A 23,832-nucleotide genomic window follows, 5' to 3' on the forward strand; every position below is an offset into this window, starting at 1 on the left:
CATTTCAATCTACCGGACATGGCTCCGGCCGGTGCGTCATTCTTTGCGAAAAAATCAGATGAACAGATTTCAGACTTACAGACGTGAGTGGTTTTCCAATATTCGCGGCGATCTCCTTTCCGGCATCGTCGTGGCACTCGCCCTCATTCCCGAAGCCATCGGCTTTTCCGTCATCGCCGGGGTCGATCCGAAGGTGGGATTGTTCGCCTCCTTCGCCATCGCCTGCGTTTCCGCCTTCACCGGTGGCAGGCCGGGCATGATCTCGGCGGCAACCGCTGCCACCGCCGTGCTGATGGTCACGCTCGTCAAGGAACACGGGCTGCAATATCTCTTCGCCGCCACCATCCTGATGGGCGTGCTCCAAATTCTGGCGGGCCTTGTGAAACTCGGCCGGGTGATGCGCTTCGTCTCGCGTTCGGTCATGACCGGCTTCGTCAATGCGCTGGCGATCCTGATCTTCATGGCGCAATTGCCCGAGCTGATCGGCGTGCCGGTCGAAACCTACGTCATGATCGCGGCCGGTCTTGCGATCATCTATCTCTTCCCGCTGGTCACCAAAATCGTTCCGTCGCCGCTGGTCGCCATCATCGTTCTCACCTGTGTCGCCGTCTTCTCCGGCATGGATATCCGCACGGTCGGCGATCTCGGTGAATTGCCCTCGACGCTGCCGATATTCGCCCTGCCGCAGGTACCACTGACCTTCGAGACGCTGCAGATCATCTTTCCCTATTCCGTGGCGCTCGCCGCCGTCGGCCTGCTGGAATCGCTGCTGACCGCGCAGATCGTTGACGACATGACGGATACCGGCAGCAACAAGAGCCGGGAATGCATCGGGCAGGGGACGAGCAATATCGCCTCCGCCCTCATCGGCGGCATGGGCGGCTGCGCCATGATCGGCCAGTCCGTCATCAATGTCAGTTCCGGCGGTCGTGGCCGCTTGTCCACCTTCGTCGCGGGCGCGTTCCTGCTGTTCCTCATACTGGTGCTGGATGATCTCGTACGCATCATTCCCATGGCCGCGCTGGTGGCGGTGATGATCATGGTCTCCATCGGCACCTTCTCGTGGCGTTCCATCCTTGATCTGCGCCGCAACCCGCCATCGTCAAGCATCGTCATGCTGGTGACGGTCGGCACGGTGCTTGCGACCCACGATCTTGCAAAGGGCGTGTTGGCCGGCGTCCTTCTCTCCGGCGTGTTTTTCGCGGGCAAGGTGTCGAAACTCTTCCATGTCCGGCCGGAGCTTTCAGCCGATGGCCGGGAGCGGATTTATCGCGTCGATGGCCAGATTTTCTTCGCCTCGACGGAAAGCTTCATTGCCGCCTTCGATTTCGCCGAAGAGGTTGAGGCGGTGACAATCGATGTCACGCAGGCGCATCTGTGGGACATTTCCGCGGTCGGCGCTCTGGACAAGGTGGTCCTGAAATTCCGCAAGGCCGGCAGGCGGGTCGAGGTGATCGGCGTCAATGAGGCGAGCGCCCACATGATCGACCGCTTCGCCCTGCACGATAAACAGGATGGTGCTGCCGCGCCGCTGCACTGAGCGGAAAAGAAAAGCCCCGGCATGACCGGGGCTTTTTTAGTTTTATTCGTTTGCCGTCACCGTGACGCCGAGCATTTTCGGCAGGGTGTTCGGCGCGCCCATCGCAGCGCCCATGATCATCGGGAACGGAACCGGCTTTTCCGGCTCCGCCGTGATCGAGAAGTTCTTCGGATTGTCGACATAGGCGTTGACGGCCGCCGACACCATGTTCTGCAATTCCGGAACGTTGAGCGAGGCCATCATGATCGGGGCCATGCCCTTGATGGTCTGGGCAAGCTGATCGCCTGTCATGCCCTGCTGGCTTGCGGCATAGTCGATGGCGCGCTTGGTGATGCTGGCGTCTTCGAAGCTGATTTCAGCGTTGATGAAGGAGAGCTGCTGCATCAGGCCGAGCATGGCAAGGCTTGCCGCCTGGTCCGCCTGTTCCTTGTTCGGATTGGCGGCCTGCGCCTTCACCGTCTCCTGCATCGACTTGATGAAGGCGAGCGTGTAGCCGGAGAAACCGAACGACATGTTCAGGCGGCCGACATCATCGAGGTCGATGGCATATTCTTCAACGTCGATGGTGCCGGAAGCCACTTCCCAGCTGCCGCTCATGGTCATGTCGCCGGAGAGCGCCTGCAGCTTCAGCTTTTCGATTGCGTCCTTGGTCGCAGGATCGGTCACTTCGCTGAGATCGGCCTTGAAACCGGAAGCATCGAGTTCGAAGCCGATAGAGTTCTTGTCATCGCTGACCGACATCGTCGCGCTGGTTTCCTCAAGCGAGAAAGCCGGCTTGCCGTCGATGGAAACGGAAACCGGACCGCTATGTGCTTCGTCATAGAACATCAGCGCATCGACGGTGCCGGTGGTGGAGTCTGCGGGAATGACGAGACCGGACATGTAGATGTCGCTTGCCTTAATCTCCACATTTTCCTGCTTGTAGTCGATATTGTCGAAGCGGGCGTTCTTGATCTTGTAGCCGCCGTTGTTTTCCTCGACGCCTTCGAGCGTCACATTGCCGACCGGAATCTTCTTGGCCGGATCGGCGACTGCGTTGAAGGTCACGCTGTTGAGGGTCACCGTCGAGCCGTTGACGGCGACGGAACCGGCAGCGATCTCGCCGCCCTGCGCGGCATAGGCCGCATTGATCTTCTTCAGCACATCCCCGCCATCCAGCGCGAAAGCCGGCGCCGAAAGCGTAAGAAGCGCGGCGCTCGCGAAAAGAACCTGCCGGGTGGATTTCAGTCTCATGATGTTTCTTCCCTCAACGTACGGCTGTGTACCGTGTTCGAATTCGAATGCTGATACTTATATTCGCGATTATTCAAAGGTCTATAGGATTTAGATCGATTCCCATGACGGCGGCATTGCGGCATTTGCAACGCGGTTAACAAAAAATCGCGTGAAAGGGTTGCTTTCATCCACAGGCGCGACCCCCGAATTTCTTGCCGGGAATCGGCATTTCCGCTAGTCAAGCACCATGGGAAAAAATCTTGTACCTCCGTCCGGCGGAGACGATAACATTCATCCGGTCGATTTGAAGGCGGCGCTTGAAGAGCGCTACCTCGCTTACGCCTTGTCCACGATCATGCATCGTGCGCTGCCGGATGTGCGCGACGGCCTGAAGCCGGTTCACCGCCGCATCATTCACGCCATGAGTGAAATGGGCATTCGCCCCAACTCGGCCTTCAAGAAATGCGCCCGTATCGTCGGTGACGTGATCGGTAAATTCCACCCGCATGGCGACCAGTCTGTCTATGACGCGCTGGTGCGTCTCGCACAGGATTTCTCGCAGCGTTATCCGATCGTCGACGGGCAGGGCAATTTCGGCAATATCGATGGCGACGGCGCCGCCGCCTATCGTTACACCGAAGCGCGCATGACCGAGGTTGCGGCGCTGCTGCTCGAGGGCATCGGCGAGGATGCGGTGGATTTCCGCGCCACCTATAACGAGGAAGACGAGGAACCCGTCGTCCTGCCGGGCGCATTCCCCAATCTGCTCGCCAACGGGGCCTCCGGCATCGCGGTGGGCATGGCGACCTCGATCCCGCCGCACAACGCCCATGAACTTTGCGACGCGGCGCTTCATCTCATCAAACATCCCGATGCGACGGTTGAAAAGCTGGTGGAATTCATTCCCGGCCCCGACCTGCCGACCGGTGGCGTGATCGTCGAAAGCCGCGAGAATATTCTCGATGCCTATAAGACCGGCCGCGGCGGTTTCCGCGTGCGCGCCAAATGGGAAACGGAAGATCTCGGCCGCGGCGGTTACCAGATCGTCATCACCGAAATTCCTTTCCAGGTGCAGAAATCGCGCCTGATCGAGAAAATCGCCGAGCTGCTGATTGCCCGCAAGCTGCCGCTTCTCGAGGATATTCGCGACGAATCGGCCGAAGATGTGCGCATCGTGCTGGTTCCGAAGAGCCGTACCGTCGATGCGACGCTGCTGATGGAATCGCTTTTCCGCCTGTCCGACCTCGAAAGCCGCCTGCCGCTCAACATGAACGTGCTGTCGCTCGGCAAGGTGCCGAAGGTGATGGCGCTGAACGAGGTGCTGAGCGAGTGGCTGGCGCACCGCAAGGATGTGCTGGTCCGCCGTTCCCGCCACCGTCTGGCGGCCATCGACCGCAGGCTCGAGATTCTCGGCGGCCTGCTCGTCGCCTATCTCAATCTCGATGAGGTCATCCGCATCATCCGCGAGGAGGATGAGCCGAAACAGGTGATGATGGCCAAGTGGTCGCTCACCGACAATCAGGCCGAAGCCATCCTCAACATGCGGCTGCGCAACCTGCGCAAGCTCGAGGAATTCGAAATCCGCAAGGAGTTCGACGACCTCAGCAACGAAAAGGCCGAGATCGAGGCGCTGCTCGCTTCCGATGACAAGCAGTGGCAGACCGTCGCCTGGGAAATCGGCGAGGTCAAAAAGAAATATGCCAAGGCAACCGAAATCGGCCGCCGCCGCACGCAGTTCGCGGATGCGCCGGACGCTGATATCGAGGCCATCCAGCAGGCGATGATCGAAAAGGAACCGGTCACCATCGTCATCTCGCAGAAGGGCTGGATCCGGGCGCTGAAGGGGCACATGTCCGACACATCGTCGCTCACCTTCAAGGAAGGCGACGGACCGAAGCTGGCCTTCCCGGCGCAGACGACGGACAAGCTGCTGCTGCTGACGACGGGCGGCAAGGCCTATACGCTTGGCGCCGACAAGCTGCCGGGCGGTCGCGGCCATGGCGAGCCGATCCGCATCATGGTCGACATGGAGAACGATCAGGACATCCTGACCGCCTTCGTGCACGATCCATCGCGCAAGCTGCTGCTCGTCTCCACGGCCGGCAACGGTTTCGTCGTGGCCGAGAGCGAAATGGTCGCGAATACCCGCAAGGGCAAGCAGATCATGAATGTCTCCATGCCCGATGAAGCCAAGCTCGCGGTGCCGGTCACGGGCGATCATGTCGCCGTCGTCGGCGAAAACCGCAAGCTGCTCGCCTTCCCGCTGGCGCAGGTGCCGGAAATGTCGCGCGGCAAGGGCGTGCGCCTGCAGCGTTACAAGGATGGCGTCGTCGTCGACGTGAAATGTTTCGCGCTTGCCGAAGGCTTGTCATGGTCCGACACGGCCGGGCGTCTCTTCAACAAGGTGGGTGAAGAACTGCGCGAATGGCTGGCCGACCGCGCAACGGCAGGCCGCACCGTGCCGAAGGGCTTTCCGCGCAGTGGGAAGTTTGGCGGGTGAGGATTCAGATGCCGCTCCGGCTTAGCCTGGGGCGGTTCAAGCCTCTTGCTTATCGCGACAGGACCAATGGAGACGTCATGACTCGGCAAGCGCCTTTAGGGCAACATGATATTTGCGCATCGCATGCCGAGCACATTCTAACTGACGATTGAAGTCGTGTGTCGCTTGTTCGCTTGCGCTGTGAGCTCGTAACTCAAGCAGATCACCATCACAATGCAGGTTGAGGAAGTCGCCTGCCTGCCACCCCAGTCGTTCGATAATTTGCTTGGGGACGACAAGACCAGTATCTTCACCGATCGTGATTAAACTTATCTTCATGAAAATACTCCTTATAAAATGGAGTGCATCATAATATATCTACTAAATTTTGCGAACAATTACTTTTCTTCCGGCGTATAAACCTCCCACCCGCGCGGCGTCAGATGCTCCTGGGGGTGGTAGCGGGTCTTATAGCCCATCTTTTCCGAACCATCGACCCAGTAGCCGAGATAGACATGCGGCAGGCCGAGCGCGCGGGTGCGGGTGATGTGATCGATGATCATGAATGTGCCGAGCGAGCGTTTTTCCAGATCGGGATTGAAGAAGGAATAGACCATCGACAGGCCGTCGCTCATCACGTCGCTGAGCGCCACGGCCAGAAGTTCGCCGCGCTTGCTGGAATCGATGCCGGAGCCGGGTTCGCGCACGCGATATTCGATGATGCGGGTGTTCACATGCGTGTCTTCCACCATGATCGCATAGTCCAGCGCCGACATGTCGGACATGCCGCCCGACTGGTGGCGGTGGTCGAGATAGCGGCGAAACAGGGCGAATTGTTCGGTGGAGGGCTCCGCGGCGTGAACGGTGGCGACGACATCCCTGTTGGCGGCCAGAACGCGCCGCATCGATTTCGTCGGCTGGAACTGTTCGGTCAGGATACGCACGGAGACGCAGGCGCGGCAGTTTTCGCAGGCCGGGCGATAGGCGATGTTCTGCGAGCGTCTGAAACCGCCCTGGGTTAGAAGATCGTTCATTTCCGAAGCGCGCGGGCCGACCAGATGGGTGAAGACCTTCCGCTCCATCTGGTTCGGCAGATAGGGGCAGGTGGCCGGCGCCGTAAGATAGAATTGGGGAGAGGGCGTCGCCTGCGTGTTCATCGAACCGTGATCGCCTCCTGCGTCTGTTATGAAAGCGCGCCGCGATTTCACGGGGTTGGCGGCGGCGCTTCAAGCGACATGCATAATGTCACAGAATGGCAAAATGCCGGAAAACGTCAACTGCGAGATGCGGCATTTGCGGGGTTTGAAAGCCACGTTTGCGTGGCTTTCCGCAATATCAGCGCGTTCTGACGATGACGGTGCCGAGCAGGAAGTCGTGAACGAGGCGCGAACGCTCGGTAAACAGGCCTGCAAGCAGGATCAGCGGCGTCAAAACCGAGTTGATGACCCAGAAAAGCACGATGTGAACGGTCGACAGCAGGAAATCGATTCGCCGCCCGTCCATCCGCGCCATGGCGATCCCCATCGCCCGCATGCCGGGGGTCGCCTGCGAGGGGCCGCCGAGCGTCATGCCGAAATAAAGCACCGCAACGATGACGAACAGCGCCGGATAGAGGAAGAAGCCAAGGCCGAGGGTAATCACGCCGAGGAAGAAGACGATCACCGCCGCTGGAATGCACAGCAGGAGAACGATCGCATAGTCGATCAGGAATGCGAAGACCCGCCGGCTCAGGACGCCGCTATAGGCGCGCCAGTCATCCGGTGCGGCATAAGTGGGGTTCTGGTCGAGGCTCATCGGTCGTTTTCTCCTGAGAGGGTATGACAGCGCGGCATGAGTGCCGTGTCAGCAGACAATATGGGAAGAAAACGACCGAATACAATAAGTGCGGGCTTCAGCCCTTTGCGAGTTTGCGTGCGGCCTCGATGGCGAAATAGGTGAGAACGCCATCGCAACCGGCACGCTTGAAACAGAGAAGCGTCTCCATCATCACGCGCTCACCGTCGATCCAGCCATTCATGGTGGCAGCCTTGATCTGGGTATATTCGCCGGAGACCTGATAGGCGAAGGTCGGCAGGCCGAAATTTTCCTTCAGCCGCCAGCAGATGTCGAGATAGGGCAGGCCGGGCTTGACCATCAGCATGTCCGCACCTTCCTCCACGTCGAGGGCTGCGTCGCGGATTGCCTCCATGCCGTTGGCAGGGCTGATGTAATAGCTGTTCTTGTCGCCCTTCAGCAGTCCGGCCGTGGAGATGGCCTCGCGATAGGGACCGTAATAACCGGAAGCGAATTTCGTCGCATAGGACATGATGCCGACATTCTGGTGCCCGGCGGCATCGAGACCCCGACGGATGGCGCCGATACGGCCATCCATCATTTCCGATGGCGAAATAATGTCCGATCCCGCTTCCGCCTGCAGGATCGCCGCCTTGACGACCTGTTCCACCGTCTCGTCATTGACGATCTCGTCGCCGCGCAGAATGCCGTCATGACCGTGGCTGGTGAAGGGATCGAGCGCGACATCGGTGATCATGCCGATATTGGGAACGGCTTTCTTGACGGCGATGGTTGCCTGATTGATGAGGTTATTCGCCTCGAGCGCGTTAGAACCGGTCTCGTCGCGCAGCTCCATTTCGATGTTCGGGAAGGTCGCGATTGCCGGAATGCCGAGATCGGCTGCTTCTTTCGCGGCTTCGACCAGTTTGTCGACGCTCATGCGGTTGACGCCCGGCATCGCCGGAATGGGATCGAGAATATTGCTGCCCGGCACGATGAAGACCGGCCAGATGAGATCGTCGACGGTGAGGCGGCTTTCCTGCACCAGACGGCGCGTCCAATCCGCCTTGCGATTGCGGCGCATGCGGCGATGGCCGGTGATCTCGTCGACCAGATGCGTTTTGTCCTGCATGTAAGAATGTCCTTCGATCAAATTTGGAAAGCTGCATAGCATGAAGCTTGGCCCATGCGAATGCGACAATCTTCCCTCATTGGCGTCCTGCGATGACGATGATGCTTTGACAAGGCAGGCGGCGGGATTCAATATGGGCTGGTCGCCCGTTCGTCGAGACCGTATCTTCCGGCCATGGAACCTGATTCTCAACCTCTGCCGAAACGCCCGCTTACGGAAATCCTCTTTCTGGTCTTCATGAGGCTGGTCGCGGTTTCCTGTTTCTGGTTCGGCCTGCAATATTGGGCGATGCTGACGGGCTATTCGCTTGGGGGCCATGGACGGTTCGATATGCTGAACCTGCCCTGGCGCGTGGCCGGCAGCGCGCTGGCCGTTATTTTCCCTGTCGCGGCACTCGGTCTATGGCTCGGGGCCTCCTGGGGCGCGGTCATGTGGGTCATGGGCGCAGGCGCGCAGATCGCCATGTATAAGGTGTGGCCGCATATCTTCGGCGCCAACACGCTGGTGCCCGTCATGCACGGCCTCGTGGCAACCATTTATATACTATTCCTGGTCGCTTTCTGGCTGGATCAGCGCCAGAATGAAGAACGCGCAAGAATTGATTTACCATAAGAATAAAGCAATTCGGCCTGGTTTTGGGCCGCATTTCATGGCTAAGTCATTGATTTGTAATGGATGACCTTGGGCCATTCCCGCTTCGCCACAAGTTGGGCCCTCCGGGGAAAATGCAGGTAACCATTTGTTAATCGTAGCTTTTAAGTAGAATTTTATGCGCATTGATTAGGTTCTCACTCAAGGCGGGAGACAAACAAACACACCGCCAAACAAAACAGTGAGGCAGTCATGATCAATAGCAAAGTTAAGCCCCAGGCCGTTGTTGCCGATGCACATGAAGATACCATCCGCTCGCTCTACATGGAGTCGCTGCACCTGGTGGAACGTCTCCACCGCCGCCTCCTCGATGTCATCAAGGATGAGTTCGACCGTCAGGGTCGGGATGACGTCAACGCCGTTCAGGCCCTGCTGCTGTTCAACATCGGCAATTCCGAACTGACGGCCGGCGAGCTTCGTTCCCGCGGTTATTACCTCGGCTCGAACGTCTCCTACAACGTCAAGAAGCTGGTCGATCTCGGTCTCATCAACCACCAGCGCTCGCGTGTCGACCGTCGCTCGGTTCGCATCAGCCTGACCGAAAAGGGCCAGGAAATCGCCGAAACGGTTGCCCGCCTTTATGAACGCCACGTCGGTTCGATCGAAAAGGTCGGCGGCATCGGCACCGGCGAGTTCTCCGAAATGAACAAGCTGCTGCAGCGCCTCGATCGCTTCTGGAACGACTCGATCGCTTACCGCCTGTAATATCGCGACGGTTTCACTGTTTAAGCCGGGGGCATCCTTTTGCTCCCGGCTTGCGGATTCCGCGTTGTGTGTTTTTGCCTGTCAAGCCCAGCCCTTCTTCGAGCCTTCGCCCTGTTTCTCAGGCGAACAAAGCTTCGTGAGATGAGAGCCGTGACACGAATCGGCCATATTGATATGGGACCGGCAAGGGTGAAGGAGCCGGCTGTTTCTCCTGCTGTCGCGGCAAGTCCCGACTGTTCTGCCAGACAATGGCGCCCAATGGATGGGTGTCGAGTATTACCAGCCGGCAGACACGTTGTACGTGTTTGTTAATCATATTGATTTAGGCATTGTTGAGAATGCCGAAGAGAGTGGCTGGTAGGTAGAATGACAAAGAAATCCGTTTCCGATTCCGTATCGCGCCGCGCGCTTCTGCGTTCGGCCGTTTCCGTTGGCGCCGCCGCGCTTGCCGCGCCGGCCTTTGCGCAGAACGCGCTCAACGATCTCATGGGCTCTTCGCGCCGCGGCAACTGGGATGACCAGTTCGACGCCAATACGTCGCGTTCGGCCGTGGGCGTCGTTTCCAACAATCCGGTTCTCGGACGCGAAGCGCCGGTCTACATGCAGCAGGCGATCATGCAATATCAGCAGATCGTGCAGAATGGCGGCTGGCCGGAAGTGCCCGCGTCCCAGCAGCGTCTCCAGATCGGCGTCTCCGATCCTTCCGTACAGGCGCTGCGCCAGCGACTGATGGTGTCCGGCGACCTGCCGCGCGAAGCCGGCATCTCCAGCGCCTTCGATAGTTACGTCGATGGCGCGCTGAAGCGTTTTCAGGCCCGTCATGGCCTTCCGGCCGATGGTGTCAGCGGCGAATACACCACGAAGGCGCTCAATGTTTCCGCGCAGATCCGTCTGGCGCAGCTGCAGACCAACCTCGTTCGCATCCAGTCCATGTCCGGCGATCTCGGCCAGCGTCACCTGATGGTGAATATCCCGGCCGCCGCCATCGAAGCCGTTGAAAATGAACGCGTCGTGCTGCGCAACACGGCCGTCGTCGGCCGCGCCAGCCGCCCGACCCATGTGATCAATTCCAAGATTTACGAAGTCATCCTCAACCCTTACTGGACCGCGCCGCGCTCGATCGTCGAAAAGGACATCGTGCCGCTGATGCAGAAGGACCCGACCTATCTGGAGCGGAACAACATCCGTCTCATCGACGGCAAGGGGCAGGAAGTTTCGCCGACCGCGGTCGACTGGTTCGCGCCGAAGGCTCCGAACCTGATGTTCCGTCAGGACCCCGGCAAGATCAACGCCATGTCGTCCACGAAGATCAACTTCCACAATCCGAACAACGAATATATGCACGACACGCCGCAGCAGGGCCTGTTCAACAAGCTGATGCGTTTCGAATCCTCCGGCTGCGTGCGCGTGCAGAACGTGCGCGACCTGACGAGCTGGCTGCTGCGCGACACGCCCGGCTGGTCGCGTCAGGAAATGGAGCGCGTCATCGCCACCCGCGTCAACACGCCGATCAAGCTGGCGCAGGAAATCCCGGTCTATTTCGTCTACATCACCGCCTGGTCGGCGAAGGACGGCGTGGTGCAGTTCCGCGACGACATCTATGAAAAGGACGGTAACGCCGAACTGGCGCTCAACACCACGAGCGGCATGGAACAGCCCGCCGGCCCGGTGGATGACGATCTGTTGCCGCGCAACTGATCCGGCATCGCCGCCATTTCATTCCATCATCATGAGCCGCACCTTCTGGTGCGGCTTTTTTCTTGGCGATTTTCTGAAAACATCTGTCGTTTTTTGTCGCAACGTCGCAGTTTGACGGGCAAATCTCGCTGCCCGTATTGCTCTTGTCGGGGCAGGGCGCTAAGACGCCATCGCATTACTGTTTCAGGAGCCTTCACCATGTCGAACACAGATGCTTTCTTCTCCCGTCCGCTTGCCGATGTCGATCCGGAAATTTTCGGCGCGATCGAGAAGGAACTGGGTCGCCAGCGCCACGAGATCGAACTGATCGCCTCGGAAAACATCGTTTCCCGCGCCGTGCTCGAAGCGCAGGGTTCGATCATGACCAACAAATATGCGGAAGGTTATCCGGGCAAGCGTTATTACGGCGGCTGCCAGTTCGTCGACATCGCTGAAGAACTCGCCATCGAACGCGCCAAGAAGCTGTTCGGCGTCAACTTCGCCAACGTCCAGCCGAATTCCGGTTCGCAGATGAACCAGGCCGTGTTCCTCGCGCTGCTGCAGCCGGGTGATACCTTCATGGGTCTCGACCTGAACTCGGGAGGTCACCTGACCCACGGTTCGCCGGTCAACATGTCCGGCAAATGGTTCAACGTCGTGTCCTACGGCGTGCGCGAAGGCGACAACCTGCTCGACATGGACGAAGTGGAGCGCAAGGCCAAGGAAACCCGGCCGAAGCTGATCCTCGCCGGTGGCACCGCCTATTCCCGCGTCTGGGACTGGAAGCGTTTCCGCGAGATCGCCGATGAAGTCGGCGCTTACCTGATGGTAGACATGGCCCACATCGCCGGTCTCGTTGCCGGTGGCCAGCACCCCTCGCCGTTCCCGCATTGCCATGTTGCAACAACGACGACGCACAAGTCGCTGCGCGGCCCGCGTGGCGGCATGATCCTCACCAATGAAGAGGATCTGGCCAAGAAGTTCAATTCGGCCGTATTCCCCGGCCTGCAGGGCGGCCCGCTGATGCACGTCATCGCCGCCAAGGCGGTCGCCTTCGGTGAAGCGCTGAAGCCCGAGTTCAAGGACTATGCCGCGCAGGTGGTAAAGAACGCCAAAGCGCTGGCCGAAACGCTGGTCGAAGGCGGTCTGGATGTCGTCTCCGGCGGCACCGATAACCACCTGATGCTGGTCGATCTTCGCAAGAAGAACGCCACCGGTAAACGCGCGGAAGCAGCGCTCGGCCGTGCCTACATCACCTGCAACAAGAACGGCATTCCTTTCGATCCGGAAAAGCCCTTCGTCACCTCCGGTGTCCGTCTCGGCACGCCGGCCGGCACGACGCGCGGTTTCAAGGAAGCGGAATTCCGCGAAATCGGCAAGCTGATCGTCGAGGTTCTCGATGGTCTGAAGGTTGCCAATTCGGATGAGGGCAACGCCGCCGTCGAGGCTGCGGTGCGTGAAAAGGTCGTCGGCCTGACGGACCGTTTCCCCATGTACCCTTACATGTAAGTAGGAAAGGACGAAGATGCGCTGCCCTTTTTGCGGTTCTGAAGACACGCAGGTCAAGGACTCGCGTCCGGCGGAGGACAATACCTCCATCCGCCGGCGGCGCATCTGCCCCGATTGCGGCGGCCGCTTCACGACCTATGAGCGCGTGCAACTGCGCGAGCTGATGGTCATCAAGAAAAGCGGCCGCAAGCTGCCCTTCGACCGGGAAAAGCTGGTGCGGTCCTTCGAGATCGCCCTGCGCAAGCGCCCGGTCGATCGCGACCGGATCGAGCGCGCCGTCTCCGGCATCGTTCGCCGCCTGGAAAGTTCGGGCGAGACGGAAATTCCCTCGGAAGAAATCGGCCTGCAGGTTCTCGAAGCGCTGAAGAGCCTCGATGACGTGGCCTTCGTGCGTTACGCCTCGGTCTATCGCGATTTCAGCCATGCCGAGGATTTTGAGAACGTGATTGCCGAAATCAACGCCAAGATCGCCCGCGATACGGACGCCGGAGTCTAGCCGTGACCACCCGCGCCGATGACGAAAGATTCATGGCTCGGGCAATCGAGGTTTCTCTCCGCCATCAGGGCCAGACGCTTACCAACCCATCGGTTGGCTGCGTGCTCGTCAAGGACGGACAAATCATCGCCGAAGCCGTGACCGCCATTGGCGGCCGCCCGCATGCCGAACGGCAGGCGCTGGAAATCGCCGGCGAGGCGGCGCGCGGCGCGACCGCCTATGTGACGCTCGAACCCTGCTCGCACTGGGGCAAGACCCCGCCCTGCGCCAATGCCCTGGTGGAATACGGCGTCGCCCGCGTCGTGGTGGCGGTGGATGATCCGGACGAGCGTGTTTCCGGCCGTGGTTATGCGATTTTACGGGATGCCGGCATTGTGGTGGAAACCGGCCTGTTGCGGGATGAGGGTAAGAGGGCGCTTGCCGGTTACCTCACACGTCAGGTGAAAAAACGCCCGCATGTGATTCTGAAGCTTGCCGTTTCCGCCGATGACATGATCGGCAGGAAAGGCGAGGGGCAGGTGGCGATCACCGGTCCCGAGGCGCGCCATGCCGTGCATCGACTGCGCGCGCGTTGCGATTGTATTCTCGTTGGTATTCGTACCGCTATTGCGGATGACCCGGAACTGACGGTGCGCATTGCCGGCATGGAGGAGCGCTCGCCGGTGCGGATCGTGCTGGACCGGCAGTTTGAGTTGCCGTTGACGTCGAAGCTGGTGAGGACTGCGCGGGAGGTACCGGTGATCGTTGCGGCGTTACCCCCCTCTGCCCTGCCGGGTATCTCCCCCTCAAGGGGGGAGATCGATGGAGCGCCACTCCGCCCTGCATCGACGGGAACAGAGGGTGTACCACCGGCGCAATTTGAACGAGCGGACAGCCCCTTGCCGATCTCCCCCCTTGAGGGGGAGATGCCCGGCAGGGCAGAGGGGGGTAACCGTGACCGCCGCCACCAACTCCTCACAGACGCCGGCGTCCAGATACTCGAAGCCCCAACGCTCGAAAACCTCCTGCGCATTCTCGCCGAAAGCGGCATGTCGGAACTTCTGGTCGAAGGCGGCGCCTTTGCCGCAAAATCATTCCTTGAAGCGGGGCTGGTGGACCGTATCATGCTGTTCGAAAGCCCGGTCGTGATCGGTGAGGGCGGCATTGAAACGCCGCTCAACCGTGCCGATATTCCGGGCGACTATGCTCTGGTTAGCGAGACCGCCTATGGGCGGGATCGCTGCTTCGATTATGAAAGGCCGATTTGATGTTTACCGGAATTGTCACCGACGTCGGAACCGTTTCCGAGCTGGAAGCTCTGGCCGAAGGCGTGCGTCTGCGGGTGGCGACCAATTACGATCCCAAGACCATCGATATGGGCGCGTCCATCTCCCATGGCGGCGTCTGCCTGACGGTGACGAGACTGCCGGAAGATGGCAGCAATGAGCGCTGGTACGAGGTCGAGGCCTGGGAAGAGGCGCTGCGCCTGACGACGATTGCCGGTTGGGAAAAGGGCACCCACGTCAATCTGGAGCGGGCGCTCAAGATCGGCGATGAGCTTGGCGGCCACATCGTTTCCGGCCATGTCGATGGCAGGGCGGAAATCCTTTCGGTGGAATCGGAAGGCGAGGCGGTGCGCATTCGCCTGCGCGCGCCGGAGCATCTGGCGAAATTCGTGGCGCCCAAGGGTTCCGTGGCGCTCGACGGCACCTCGCTGACCGTCAACGCCGTCGAAGGCACGGATTTCGACGTTCTGCTGATCCGCCACACGCTGACCGTCACCACCTGGGGCGAACGCCAGCCGGGCGATTTCGTCAATTTCGAAGTCGATACCATGGCGCGTTACGCCGCAAGGCTTGCGGAATTTCCATCGGCGTAATGTGACGATGCTTTGGAGAGGAGGACGCACCGACGCCTCCTCCGTCATTCCGGCCGTGAGCCGGAATCCAGCCAGCCCAAGTCTTTGGGCTGAAAGAACTTTTCCCGCCGCGCAGACGCGCGTCGACCGGATTCCGGCTCAAGGCCGGAATGACGGAAAGGGGAGTGGCCAACACCTGAAATCGCGGCCTATTGCAATTGTTCTCAAGCACCCGCTTCCGATGAAGCTGGAAACGCTATAAGACGTTTTGGCCGTTTGATATCGACCGCGAGCCAAACGGGGTAGGGGAAATACATCATGCCTTCCTTCGAACTGCTGACAGCCTTTTTCATAACCACCGCCTTGTTCGCCTATATCCCCGGTCCGGCCATGCTTTATGCGGCGGCGCAGACCATGGCGCGCGGACGGTTTGCCGGGCTGATGGCGGTGCTTGGAATCCATGTCGGCTGCTATTTCCACATCTTTGCCTCTGCCGCAGGTCTTTCGGTGCTGTTTCAGGCCGTGCCGTGGCTTTATCTGGCGGTAAAGCTGTGCGGTGCGCTGTATCTCATCTGGCTCGGCTTCTCGATGCTGCGCAGCAAGCTCGAAGGTGAGGCCGTCAATCTGACCATTGAACCGAAATCGGCGCGCCGCGCCTTTATCGACAGCATCATCGTCGATGTGCTCAATCCGAAGACGGCGCTGTTCTTTCTGGCCTTCCTGCCGCAATTCGTGGACCCTGCGGCAGCCTTTCCGGTCTGGCTGCAATTGCTGATCCTCGGCATCGCCGTCAATTTCATTTTTTCCTCGGCCGATCTTGTCGGCGTGCTTCTTGCGGGCGCCATGGTCGGGCGTTTGAAGCGTTCCGGCGCGGTGCAGGTGCTTGCCCGCCGCGTTGCCGGAACGGTGCTGATGGGGCTCGGCGTCCATCTCGCCTTCCAGAAAACCTGAAAGTCGCGAAGCCGCGCCGGGTGGTGTAAAACCTCGCCAAATGCCTACAGACGCGGCCCCTTGCGCCGCTGACACATGAAATTACTTGCCAAAAACGGCCAGCCGTGGTTTGACCGCCGCAAAAGCCGGTATGATCCGGCATCGAGCTTTTCAGGAAAATATCATGTCCAAACCCCATCTTCTTATCGTGGAAGCACGTTTTTACGACGATATGGCGGATGCCCTTCTCGAAGGCGCGAAATTCGCGCTCGATGAAGCCGGCGCCACCTATGACGTCATCACCGTTCCGGGCGCGCTGGAAATCCCCGCCGCCATCGCCATGGCGCTTGACGGTGCTGACAATGACGGCACGGAATATGACGGTTTCGTTGCGCTCGGCATGGTCATTCGCGGCGAGACCTACCACTTCGACATCGTCTCCAACGAATCTTCCCGCGCCCTGATGGATCTTGCCGTCAGCGAATCGCTGCCGATCGGCAACGGCATCCTCACCGTCGAGAATGACGAGCAGGCATGGGCACGCGTGCGTCGTTCCGACAAGGACAAGGGCGGTTTTGCGGCGCGTGCGGCGCTGACGATGATCGAGCTGAAGAAAAAACTGGGTGGCTGAACGCATGTCGAATGTTGAAAATGGCGGCGAACCGCGCCAGCCTTCGGTAAAGCCCGCCAACCAGCGCGGCGCGGCCCGCCTTGCGGCCGTGCAGGCGCTTTACCAGATGGATGTCGGCGGAACCGGCGTCATGGAAGTCGTGGCCGAATACGAGGCGCACCGTCTCGGGCAGGAAGTCGACGGCGATACCTATCTGAAGGCCGACCCGTCCTGGTTCCGTTCCATCGTCTCCGGCGTCGTCCGAGATCAGACGAAGATCGACCCGCTGGTGCGCTCCGCCCTTCTGGAAGACTGGCCGCTGTCGCGTCTCGATGCCACCGTGCGCGCCATCCTGCGTGCCGGCACTTTCGAGATTCTCGAGCGCAAGGACGTGCCGGTCGCCGTCATCGTCACGGAATATGTTGAAATCGCCCGTGCTTTCTTTGAGCACGATGAGCCGAAGCTGGTGAATGCGGTGCTTGACCGCATTGCCAAGCAGGTGCGCGGCGAGGCGAAACGCTGAAATAAAAAGATGAGGAAGAGATGAGCGCGGTTTCCGTCCCCGGACTTGAAGTTCAACTGGACGAGGCGAAGCGCAACGTCTTCCTCCTCACCATCGCGCAGGCGATCATGGGATCGGCTGCGCCCTTAAGCTTTTCGGTCGGCGCGCTTGCCGGCTATCAGCTGCTCGGCGCGGACAAGTCGCTGGCGACCGCGCCTCTCACCGGCTTCAATATCGGCGTTGCGCTCGGCGCGATCTGCGTGGCGGCCGCATCGCGCTTCCTCGGCCGCAAGGCAGGCTTCATGGTTGGCGCGCTGATGTGCTCCATCGGCGGCGGCATTGCCGCCGTGGCGCTCTTCCGTTCGGATTTCTGGCTGTTTGCCGTCGGCCTCCTGCTGATCGGCATTTCCGGCGGCTTTACGCAAAAAATCCGTTTCGCCGCAGCCGACGCCTCTCCATCCTTTTACAAGCCGAAGGCGATCTCCTGGATACTCGCCGGCGGCATCATTTCCGCCATCGTCGGGCCGCAACTCGCCATCTTCGGCAAGGATTTGCTTGCGCCGGTCACCTTTGCCGGCGCTTTTCTGGCGCTCGTTCCGCTCGGCCTCGTTTCGATCGCCATTCTGGCGTTTCTGAAACTGCCCGACCCCAAGGCTGCGGCCGCCCATGTCGAATCGGTAAGGCCGCTGTCGGAAATCGTCCGCACGCAGCGTTTCGTCACCGGCATGATCTGCGGCATCGGTTCCTATGCCCTCATGACCTTCATGATGACCGGCGCACCGCTCGCCATGGTCGTCGGCTGCGGTTTCCCCACCGAACTCGCCACGCTCGGCATCCAGTGGCACGTTCTCGCCATGTTCGGCCCGAGCTTCTTCACCGGCATGCTGATTTCCCGATTCGGTGCGGAAAAAATCGTGGCAGTCGGCCTCATTGTGCTGATGGCCTGCGCCATCGTCGCCCATATGGGCATAGAGCTGTGGAATTTCTGGGCCGCGCTCATCCTGCTTGGCCTCGGCTGGAATTTCGGTTTCATCGGCGCAACCGCCATCATCACCTCCAGCTACCGCCCGCATGAGGCGGACAAGGTGCAGGGTTTCCACGATATTGTGCTGTTTGGCACCGTGGCCCTGTCATCCTTCTCTTCCGGCAAGGTGTTTACGGCCTGGGGCTGGTCGGTGATGAACCTCGTCATCTGGCCGGTTGCCGGGCTTTGCCTCCTGCTTGTCCTGTCGCTCGTCCTGACAAGCCGCAAAAAAGCAGCCTGAGTCGCGCGCCGCACTCTACTCCTTTCAAGTTTCAGGCAAATTTGTGGGCTTGACGCGGCACCTCGCGCCAACGCAATCTCCGCTCCGAGGACATTTTTCCTTGGGAGGGGAACAAATGCCCAAGACGGGATTTGGGACAGGCCGTCCGCATCTCCCTGCACAAGGTTTCGCCACGCCGGGGAGGGAGTGAGACCCGGCCTTTTGGGAGGTAAGTGCGCATGACCGTAATACCCATAGTAATTTTATGCGGTGTCCTGTCCGTGGTTTACGCGGTATGGGCCACCAAAAGCGTTCTCGATGCCGATCAGGGCAACGAGCGTATGCGTGAAATAGCAGGTTTTATCCGTGAAGGTGCGCAGGCTTATCTCACCCGTCAATATCTCACCATCGCCATCGTCGGACTGATCGTCGCCATTCTGGCCTGGTATCTTCTGTCATCCATGGCAGCCATCGGCTTCCTCGTCGGCGCGGTGCTTTCAGGCGTCGCCGGCTTTGTCGGCATGCATGTCTCCGTGCGCGCCAATCTGCGCACCGCGCAGGCCGCCTCGCACAGCCTTTCCGCCGGTCTCGATATCGCTTTCAAGTCGGGCGCCATCACCGGCATGCTGGTGGCGGGTCTCGCGCTGCTCGGCGTCTCCATCTATTATTTCATCCTGACCTCGGTGATGGGCCATCCGGCCGGATCGCGTGAGGTGATCGATGCGCTGGTGTCGCTCGGTTTCGGCGCATCGCTGATTTCCATCTTCGCCCGTCTCGGCGGCGGCATCTTCACCAAGGGTGCGGATGTCGGTGGCGATCTCGTCGGCAAGGTGGAGGCCGGTATTCCCGAGGACGACCCGCGCAACCCGGCAACCATTGCCGACAATGTCGGCGACAACGTTGGCGATTGCGCCGGCATGGCGGCTGACCTCTTCGAGACCTATGCCGTCTCTGTCGTCGCGACCATGGTTCTCGCCGCAATATTCTTTGCCGGAACGCCGATACTGGAAAGCGCCATGGTCTATCCGCTGGCGATCTGCGGCGCCTGCATCCTGACCTCGATTGCCGGCACCTTCTTCGTGAAGCTCGGCACCAACAACTCCATCATGGGCGCGCTCTACAAGGGGCTCATCGCCACCGGCGTCTTCTCGGTCGCGGGTCTTGCTGTTGCCACTCATTCCACGGTCGGCTGGGGCACGGTAGGCACGGTGGCCGGCATGGAAATCACCGGCACCAATCTCTTCTTCTGCGGATTGGTCGGTCTTGTCGTGACGGCGCTGATTGTCGTCATCACCGAATATTATACCGGCACCAACAAGCGGCCGGTCAACTCCATCGCCCAGGCGTCTGTCACGGGTCATGGCACCAACGTCATCCAGGGCCTTGCGGTCTCGCTGGAATCGACGGCGCTGCCGGCCATCGTCATCGTCGGCGGCATCATCGGAACCTACCAGCTCGGCGGCCTGTTCGGCACTGGCATCGCGGTCACCGCCATGCTCGGCCTCGCCGGCATGATTGTGGCGCTCGACGCCTTCGGCCCGGTCACGGACAATGCCGGCGGTATCGCCGAAATGGCCGGTCTCGATCCTGACGTACGCAAGGCGACCGATGCGCTGGACGCCGTCGGCAACACCACCAAGGCCGTCACCAAGGGTTATGCCATCGGTTCGGCCGGTCTCGGCGCATTGGTGCTGTTCGCCGCCTATGCCAATGACCTCTCCTATTTCGCCGCCAATGGCGATACCTATCCCTACTTCAAGGATATGGGCGAGATTTCCTTCAGCCTCGCCAATCCTTACGTGGTTGCCGGCCTGCTGTTCGGCGGCCTTATCCCCTATCTCTTCGGTGGCATCGCCATGACGGCGGTGGGCAAGGCGGCAAGCTCGATCGTCGAGGAAGTGCGCCGCCAGTTCCGCGAAAAGCCGGGCATCATGGCCGGAACGGAAAAGCCTGATTACGGCAAGGCCGTGGATCTGCTGACACGGGCGGCGATCAAGGAAATGGTCATCCCGTCGCTCCTGCCGGTTCTGGCACCGCTCGTCGTCTATTTCGGCGTGCTGGCCATTTCCGGCTCCAAGGCGTCTGCCTTCGCGGCACTTGGCGCATCGCTGCTCGGCGTCATCATCAACGGCCTCTTCGTGGCGATTTCCATGACCTCCGGTGGCGGCGCATGGGACAATGCCAAGAAGAGCTTCGAAGACGGTTTCATCGACAAGGACGGCGTGCGCCACGTCAAGGGTTCGGACGCCCACAAAGCGTCGGTGACGGGCGATACGGTCGGCGATCCCTACAAGGATACCGCCGGTCCCGCCGTCAACCCGGCGATCAAGATCACCAATATCGTGGCGCTGCTACTGCTTGCGGTTCTCGCCCACTGAGGGCTTAGGTTCCGGCCAATGAAAAAGGCCCGGGGAGCGATCCCCGGGCCTTTGAATTTTCCGTTTCTTCTTCCGATCAGGGGGTGTTGTTGCCCTGACCGAGAATGCTCTTGGCGATATTGGCGCCCGAGGTACCGCCGGAAAGCAGCTGCTGCAGGAAGGTGAGGTCCTTGCCGCCCGTCGGCGTGGTGCGCGAAATCGTGTCGAAGACCTTGCCGTCCTGCAGCGTATAGTTGGCCTTGCGCTCGATCACGCCGTCCTTGTTGAAATAGATCGCGAGAATGTTCTGCTCGACCAGCGCCGGCTTCATGAAGGCCGCGCGGCGCACGCGCTTCTGCGAGATGTAATAGAAAACCTCGTTGCCGAAGGTCGCGGTGGTGGAGGGCGTGCCCATGGTCAGCAGAACCTGCTCGCGGCTCGAACCTTCCGGGATCAGCTGGAGCGACTGCTCGTCCATGACGTAGCCGTTATGGAACACATCGGTCGTGCTGCTGCAGGCGGAAAGCAGGCCGGATGCGAGCACGATTGCGATGGCGGTCTTGCTCAGAATTTTGCCGTGACTTGCGGATTTCTGCTTGCTCAACTGCTTTTCCCCGACTGCGATCATGAATGGCACCTTCCGGCATTGCGTGGTGCACAGTGTCTGTGCACATGATTGTGTCAATCCGGGGACGGAAAATCCCGGTCACTCCCCAAATTCAATGCTTTCCCGGTCTTTTGGAACTCCTCCGGTTCTCTTCGACTGTTTCAGGCGAAAGACGAACGTGACCGCGACAGCATTGCAATTCGTGGATGCTTCGGTAAACCAGCTTTGACGATCATGCAACAAGTGCGATGGGCGGTAAGCGAATTCACCCGTCCCGTTCGGAAAAAAAAACGATGATATTCGGGCTGTTCAAGAAGAAAAACAACAATCGCGCCATTGTCGACCGGCAATATGCGACTTTGACCGCTGCTGCCCGCACGCCCGCTTTCTATCTCGATCTCGGTGTTCCCGATACGGTCATGGGCCGCTTCGAGATGCTGTCGGTCATCATGATTCTCTATTTCCGCCGCACCAAATCCTCCGATGTCAGCGGGCAGGAAATTGCCCAGGAGATCGTCGACGCCTTTTTTCAGGACCTCGATCATTCCATCCGCGAACTGGGAATCGGCGATCAGGGCGTGCCGAAGCGCATGAAGAAATTCGCCGGCATGTTTTATGGGCGGCTGGAATCCTATGCGGCGGCGCTGGATGCTTCCGACCGCGTTGCCCTTGCCGCGGCGCTCCGGCGCAATATATATCCGCAGGTAGATGAGAAGGCGCCCGATATGGAGGGGCTGGCAGGCTGGATGATGGACGCATCCACGCAACTTGCCGCCCAGTCCGAAGACACAATAGCAACCGGAAGCCTGACGCTGCCCTTGCCTGGACGATGAGGTTCACGATGAACGCGCGAAACCCTGCAAATGACGACCTGCCTTTTTCCTATCCCGTAAAGGTAGGCCATATTTCCGCCAATCCGGTCAGGATTGGTCTTGAAGCCAGTGCCGAGGAACTGAAGGCGCTGGCGAAATTCTGGAATGTGGTTTCCGTCGAATATCTGAAGGCGGAGCTGCAGGTTTCCCGCTGGAAGAAGGATGGCGTTAAGATCAAGGGCGAAGTGCATGCGGCGGTAACGCAATCCTGCGTCGTCACGCTGGAGCCGGTATCGAGCAAGATCGACGAGACCGTCGAGCAGATTTTCGTTCCGGAAGGTTCGAAACTGGCGCGGATGGTGACCAATGAGGAAGGCGAGATCGTGCTCGACCCCGACGGCCCGGATATTCCCGACCAGTTCACCGGCGACAGCATCGATGTCGGCGCGGTGGTTGCCGAATTTGCGGCGCTCGCGATCGATCCCTATCCGCGCAAAGCGGATGCGGAATTTGCCGAAGCGGCCGAAAATGAGCCTGAAGAAGAAAAGCGCCCGTCGCCCTTTGCCGTGCTCAAAGATTGGAAAAAAGACTGAATGGCCCCGTTGGGCTGAAATAATTTTATTGTAACGAAGGCCGGAAAAGGTATTTTCGCGCAAAACCGCTGATTGGCGGGAAGAAGGATAAGGGACGAGTGATCAGAATTGCAATTGACGTCATGGGTGGCGATTTCGGCCCAGATGTTGCCATAGCCGGTGCCGCCAAGGCGCTTGAACGGCACAACGATGTAACTTTTCTGCTCTACGGGCAGAAGAGCAAATGCGACCCCATTCTGGCACAATATCCCGCGCTTCGGGAAAAGTCGGTCTTTCACGATTGTGAAGTGTCGGTCAGCATGGACGAGAAGCCGAGCCAGGCGCTGCGTCGTGGCCGCTACGTCTCCAGCATGTGGCGCGCCATCGAGGCCGTGAAGCTCGGCGAGGCGGATGTCGCCGTTTCCGCAGGCAATACCGGCGCGCTGATGGCAATGGCGAAATTCTGTTTGCGCACCATGGCGCGGGTGGAACGCCCGGCAATCGCCGGCATCTGGCCAACGCTGAAGGGCGAAAGCATCGTGCTCGACATCGGCGCGACCATCGGCGCCGATTCCCAGCAGCTTCTGGATTTCGCCCTGATGGGCGGCGCCATGGCGCGCGCGCTCTTCGATATCGACCGTCCGACCGTCGGACTGCTCAATGTCGGCGTCGAGGAGGTCAAGGGTCAGGAAGAGGTGCGTGAGGCCGGGCGTCTCATTCGCGAGGCCGATCTCGCCACCATCGATTATCGCGGTTTCGTCGAAGGCGACGATATCGGCAAGGGCACGGTGGACGTGGTGGTGACCGAAGGTTTCACCGGCAACATTGCGCTGAAAGCCGCCGAAGGCACGGCACGGCAGATCACCACGCTGCTGCGTGAGGCGATCTCCCGCAGCTTCTTCGCCAAGATCGGTTATATTCTCGCGAAAAGCGCCTTCGACGTACTCAGGGAAAAGATGGACCCCCGCAAGGTCAATGGCGGCGTGTTTCTCGGCCTGAACGGCATTGTCATCAAGAGCCATGGCGGCACGGATGCCCTCGGTTTTGCCTCCGCCGTCGATGTCGGCTACGACATGGTCCACAACGGCCTGACGGCCAAGATTGAAAATGATCTGAAGATTTACCACGCAAGACGGCTTCCGCCCCCGGCGCCCGAAGCTCTCGTGGCTGACGAGGAATAAGGG

The 23,832-nt window shown here is 60.0% G+C and carries 23 protein-coding genes; 17 read left to right on the forward strand and 6 right to left on the reverse strand.

The features are described 5' to 3' along the window. Positions 1–58: 58 nt before the first annotated feature. Positions 59–1,540 (forward strand): SulP family inorganic anion transporter, encoded by a 1,482-nt coding sequence (locus ACQZ5K_RS16915; protein ID WP_448740914.1) that lies wholly within the window; start codon positions 59–61, stop codon positions 1,538–1,540. Between the two features lie 42 nt (positions 1,541–1,582). Here the strand turns inward: ACQZ5K_RS16915 and ACQZ5K_RS16920 are convergent, their stop codons facing one another. Further along, entirely contained in the window at positions 1,583–2,773 is a 1,191-nt protein-coding gene (locus ACQZ5K_RS16920; protein ID WP_003520791.1) for a hypothetical protein, read from the reverse strand. A 229-nt stretch (positions 2,774–3,002) separates the two neighbouring features. Here ACQZ5K_RS16920 and parC point away from each other — a divergent pair, with 229 nt between their 5' ends. Then, positions 3,003–5,255, forward strand: a complete 2,253-nt coding sequence (gene parC / locus ACQZ5K_RS16925; RefSeq protein WP_448740915.1) for a DNA topoisomerase IV subunit A — start codon at positions 3,003–3,005, stop codon at positions 5,253–5,255. 75 nt (positions 5,256–5,330) lie between these two features. Here the strand turns inward: parC and ACQZ5K_RS16930 are convergent, their stop codons facing one another. The 4 genes from ACQZ5K_RS16930 to hemB all read right to left on the reverse strand — a co-directional run bounded on the left by ACQZ5K_RS16930 (position 5,331) and on the right by hemB (position 8,139). Continuing rightward, complete coding sequence (locus tag ACQZ5K_RS16930) at positions 5,331–5,573, reverse strand: AbrB/MazE/SpoVT family DNA-binding domain-containing protein (RefSeq protein ID WP_003520793.1); 243 nt, start codon at positions 5,571–5,573, stop codon at positions 5,331–5,333. Between the two features lie 59 nt (positions 5,574–5,632). Next, complete coding sequence (locus tag ACQZ5K_RS16935; RefSeq protein WP_003520795.1) at positions 5,633–6,391, reverse strand: arginyltransferase; 759 nt, start codon at positions 6,389–6,391, stop codon at positions 5,633–5,635. A gap of 178 nt (positions 6,392–6,569) precedes the next feature. After that, on the reverse strand, positions 6,570–7,028 hold the full coding sequence (locus tag ACQZ5K_RS16940; protein ID WP_035217820.1) for an RDD family protein: 459 nt from the start codon (positions 7,026–7,028) through the stop codon (positions 6,570–6,572). A gap of 97 nt (positions 7,029–7,125) precedes the next feature. Beyond that, positions 7,126–8,139 (reverse strand): porphobilinogen synthase, encoded by a 1,014-nt coding sequence (gene hemB, locus ACQZ5K_RS16945; protein WP_448740916.1) that lies wholly within the window; start codon positions 8,137–8,139, stop codon positions 7,126–7,128. A gap of 174 nt (positions 8,140–8,313) precedes the next feature. Between hemB and ACQZ5K_RS16950 the strand changes: the two genes are divergently transcribed. From ACQZ5K_RS16950 to ACQZ5K_RS17005, 12 genes are all read left to right on the forward strand, one after another. Continuing rightward, positions 8,314–8,751: a DUF6163 family protein gene (locus ACQZ5K_RS16950; protein ID WP_003496683.1), complete on the forward strand. Its 438-nt coding sequence runs from the start codon at positions 8,314–8,316 to the stop codon at positions 8,749–8,751. A gap of 234 nt (positions 8,752–8,985) precedes the next feature. Beyond that, positions 8,986–9,495 (forward strand): transcriptional regulator LdtR, encoded by a 510-nt coding sequence (gene ldtR / locus ACQZ5K_RS16955; RefSeq protein ID WP_026363448.1) that lies wholly within the window; start codon positions 8,986–8,988, stop codon positions 9,493–9,495. A gap of 366 nt (positions 9,496–9,861) precedes the next feature. Further along, complete coding sequence (locus tag ACQZ5K_RS16960) at positions 9,862–11,193, forward strand: L,D-transpeptidase family protein (protein ID WP_003520799.1); 1,332 nt, start codon at positions 9,862–9,864, stop codon at positions 11,191–11,193. A gap of 198 nt (positions 11,194–11,391) precedes the next feature. Then, entirely contained in the window at positions 11,392–12,681 is a 1,290-nt protein-coding gene (glyA, locus tag ACQZ5K_RS16965) for a serine hydroxymethyltransferase (protein ID WP_448740917.1), read from the forward strand. A 16-nt stretch (positions 12,682–12,697) separates the two neighbouring features. Then, positions 12,698–13,177 carry a transcriptional regulator NrdR gene (gene nrdR / locus ACQZ5K_RS16970; protein WP_003496675.1) on the forward strand — a complete coding sequence of 160 codons (480 nt, stop codon included), beginning with the start codon at positions 12,698–12,700 and terminating at the stop codon, positions 13,175–13,177. 2 nt (positions 13,178–13,179) lie between these two features. Further along, entirely contained in the window at positions 13,180–14,424 is a 1,245-nt protein-coding gene (gene ribD, locus ACQZ5K_RS16975) for a bifunctional diaminohydroxyphosphoribosylaminopyrimidine deaminase/5-amino-6-(5-phosphoribosylamino)uracil reductase RibD (RefSeq protein WP_448740918.1), read from the forward strand. Then, on the forward strand, positions 14,424–15,035 hold the full coding sequence (locus tag ACQZ5K_RS16980) for a riboflavin synthase (RefSeq protein WP_127757567.1): 612 nt from the start codon (positions 14,424–14,426) through the stop codon (positions 15,033–15,035). The genes ribD and ACQZ5K_RS16980 overlap by 1 nt, the downstream gene beginning before the upstream one ends. Before the next feature lie 297 nt (positions 15,036–15,332). Next, positions 15,333–15,965, forward strand: coding sequence for a LysE family translocator (locus ACQZ5K_RS16985; RefSeq protein ID WP_137003303.1), 633 nt, complete (start codon positions 15,333–15,335; stop codon positions 15,963–15,965). A 163-nt stretch (positions 15,966–16,128) separates the two neighbouring features. Next, positions 16,129–16,575: a 6,7-dimethyl-8-ribityllumazine synthase gene (locus ACQZ5K_RS16990; RefSeq protein WP_020809943.1), complete on the forward strand. Its 447-nt coding sequence runs from the start codon at positions 16,129–16,131 to the stop codon at positions 16,573–16,575. Between the two features lie 4 nt (positions 16,576–16,579). Then, the gene (gene nusB / locus ACQZ5K_RS16995; RefSeq protein WP_004441180.1) at positions 16,580–17,077 is read left to right on the forward strand and encodes a transcription antitermination factor NusB; all 498 of its coding nucleotides are present in this window, start codon (positions 16,580–16,582) and stop codon (positions 17,075–17,077) included. A 20-nt stretch (positions 17,078–17,097) separates the two neighbouring features. After that, positions 17,098–18,321 carry an MFS transporter gene (locus ACQZ5K_RS17000; protein ID WP_080856220.1) on the forward strand — a complete coding sequence of 408 codons (1,224 nt, stop codon included), beginning with the start codon at positions 17,098–17,100 and terminating at the stop codon, positions 18,319–18,321. A gap of 218 nt (positions 18,322–18,539) precedes the next feature. Then, positions 18,540–20,678: a sodium-translocating pyrophosphatase gene (locus ACQZ5K_RS17005; RefSeq protein WP_448740919.1), complete on the forward strand. Its 2,139-nt coding sequence runs from the start codon at positions 18,540–18,542 to the stop codon at positions 20,676–20,678. 76 nt (positions 20,679–20,754) lie between these two features. Here the strand turns inward: ACQZ5K_RS17005 and ACQZ5K_RS17010 are convergent, their stop codons facing one another. Continuing rightward, a complete protein-coding gene (locus tag ACQZ5K_RS17010) occupies positions 20,755–21,285 on the reverse strand; it encodes an outer membrane protein assembly factor BamE (protein WP_003502231.1) in 531 nt (176 codons plus the stop codon). Positions 21,286–21,557: 272 nt separating this feature from the next. Between ACQZ5K_RS17010 and ACQZ5K_RS17015 the strand changes: the two genes are divergently transcribed. The 3 genes from ACQZ5K_RS17015 (at position 21,558) to plsX (ending at position 23,829) form a co-directional block, all read left to right on the forward strand. Beyond that, positions 21,558–22,097: a ubiquinol-cytochrome C chaperone family protein gene (locus ACQZ5K_RS17015; RefSeq protein ID WP_127757564.1), complete on the forward strand. Its 540-nt coding sequence runs from the start codon at positions 21,558–21,560 to the stop codon at positions 22,095–22,097. Positions 22,098–22,105: 8 nt separating this feature from the next. After that, the gene (locus ACQZ5K_RS17020) at positions 22,106–22,669 is read left to right on the forward strand and encodes a YceD family protein (RefSeq protein WP_448740920.1); all 564 of its coding nucleotides are present in this window, start codon (positions 22,106–22,108) and stop codon (positions 22,667–22,669) included. A 98-nt stretch (positions 22,670–22,767) separates the two neighbouring features. Then, complete coding sequence (gene plsX / locus ACQZ5K_RS17025) at positions 22,768–23,829, forward strand: phosphate acyltransferase PlsX (RefSeq protein WP_448740921.1); 1,062 nt, start codon at positions 22,768–22,770, stop codon at positions 23,827–23,829. Positions 23,830–23,832 lie beyond the last annotated feature (3 nt).

The organism is Agrobacterium sp. 22-226-1 (assembly GCF_053522345.1).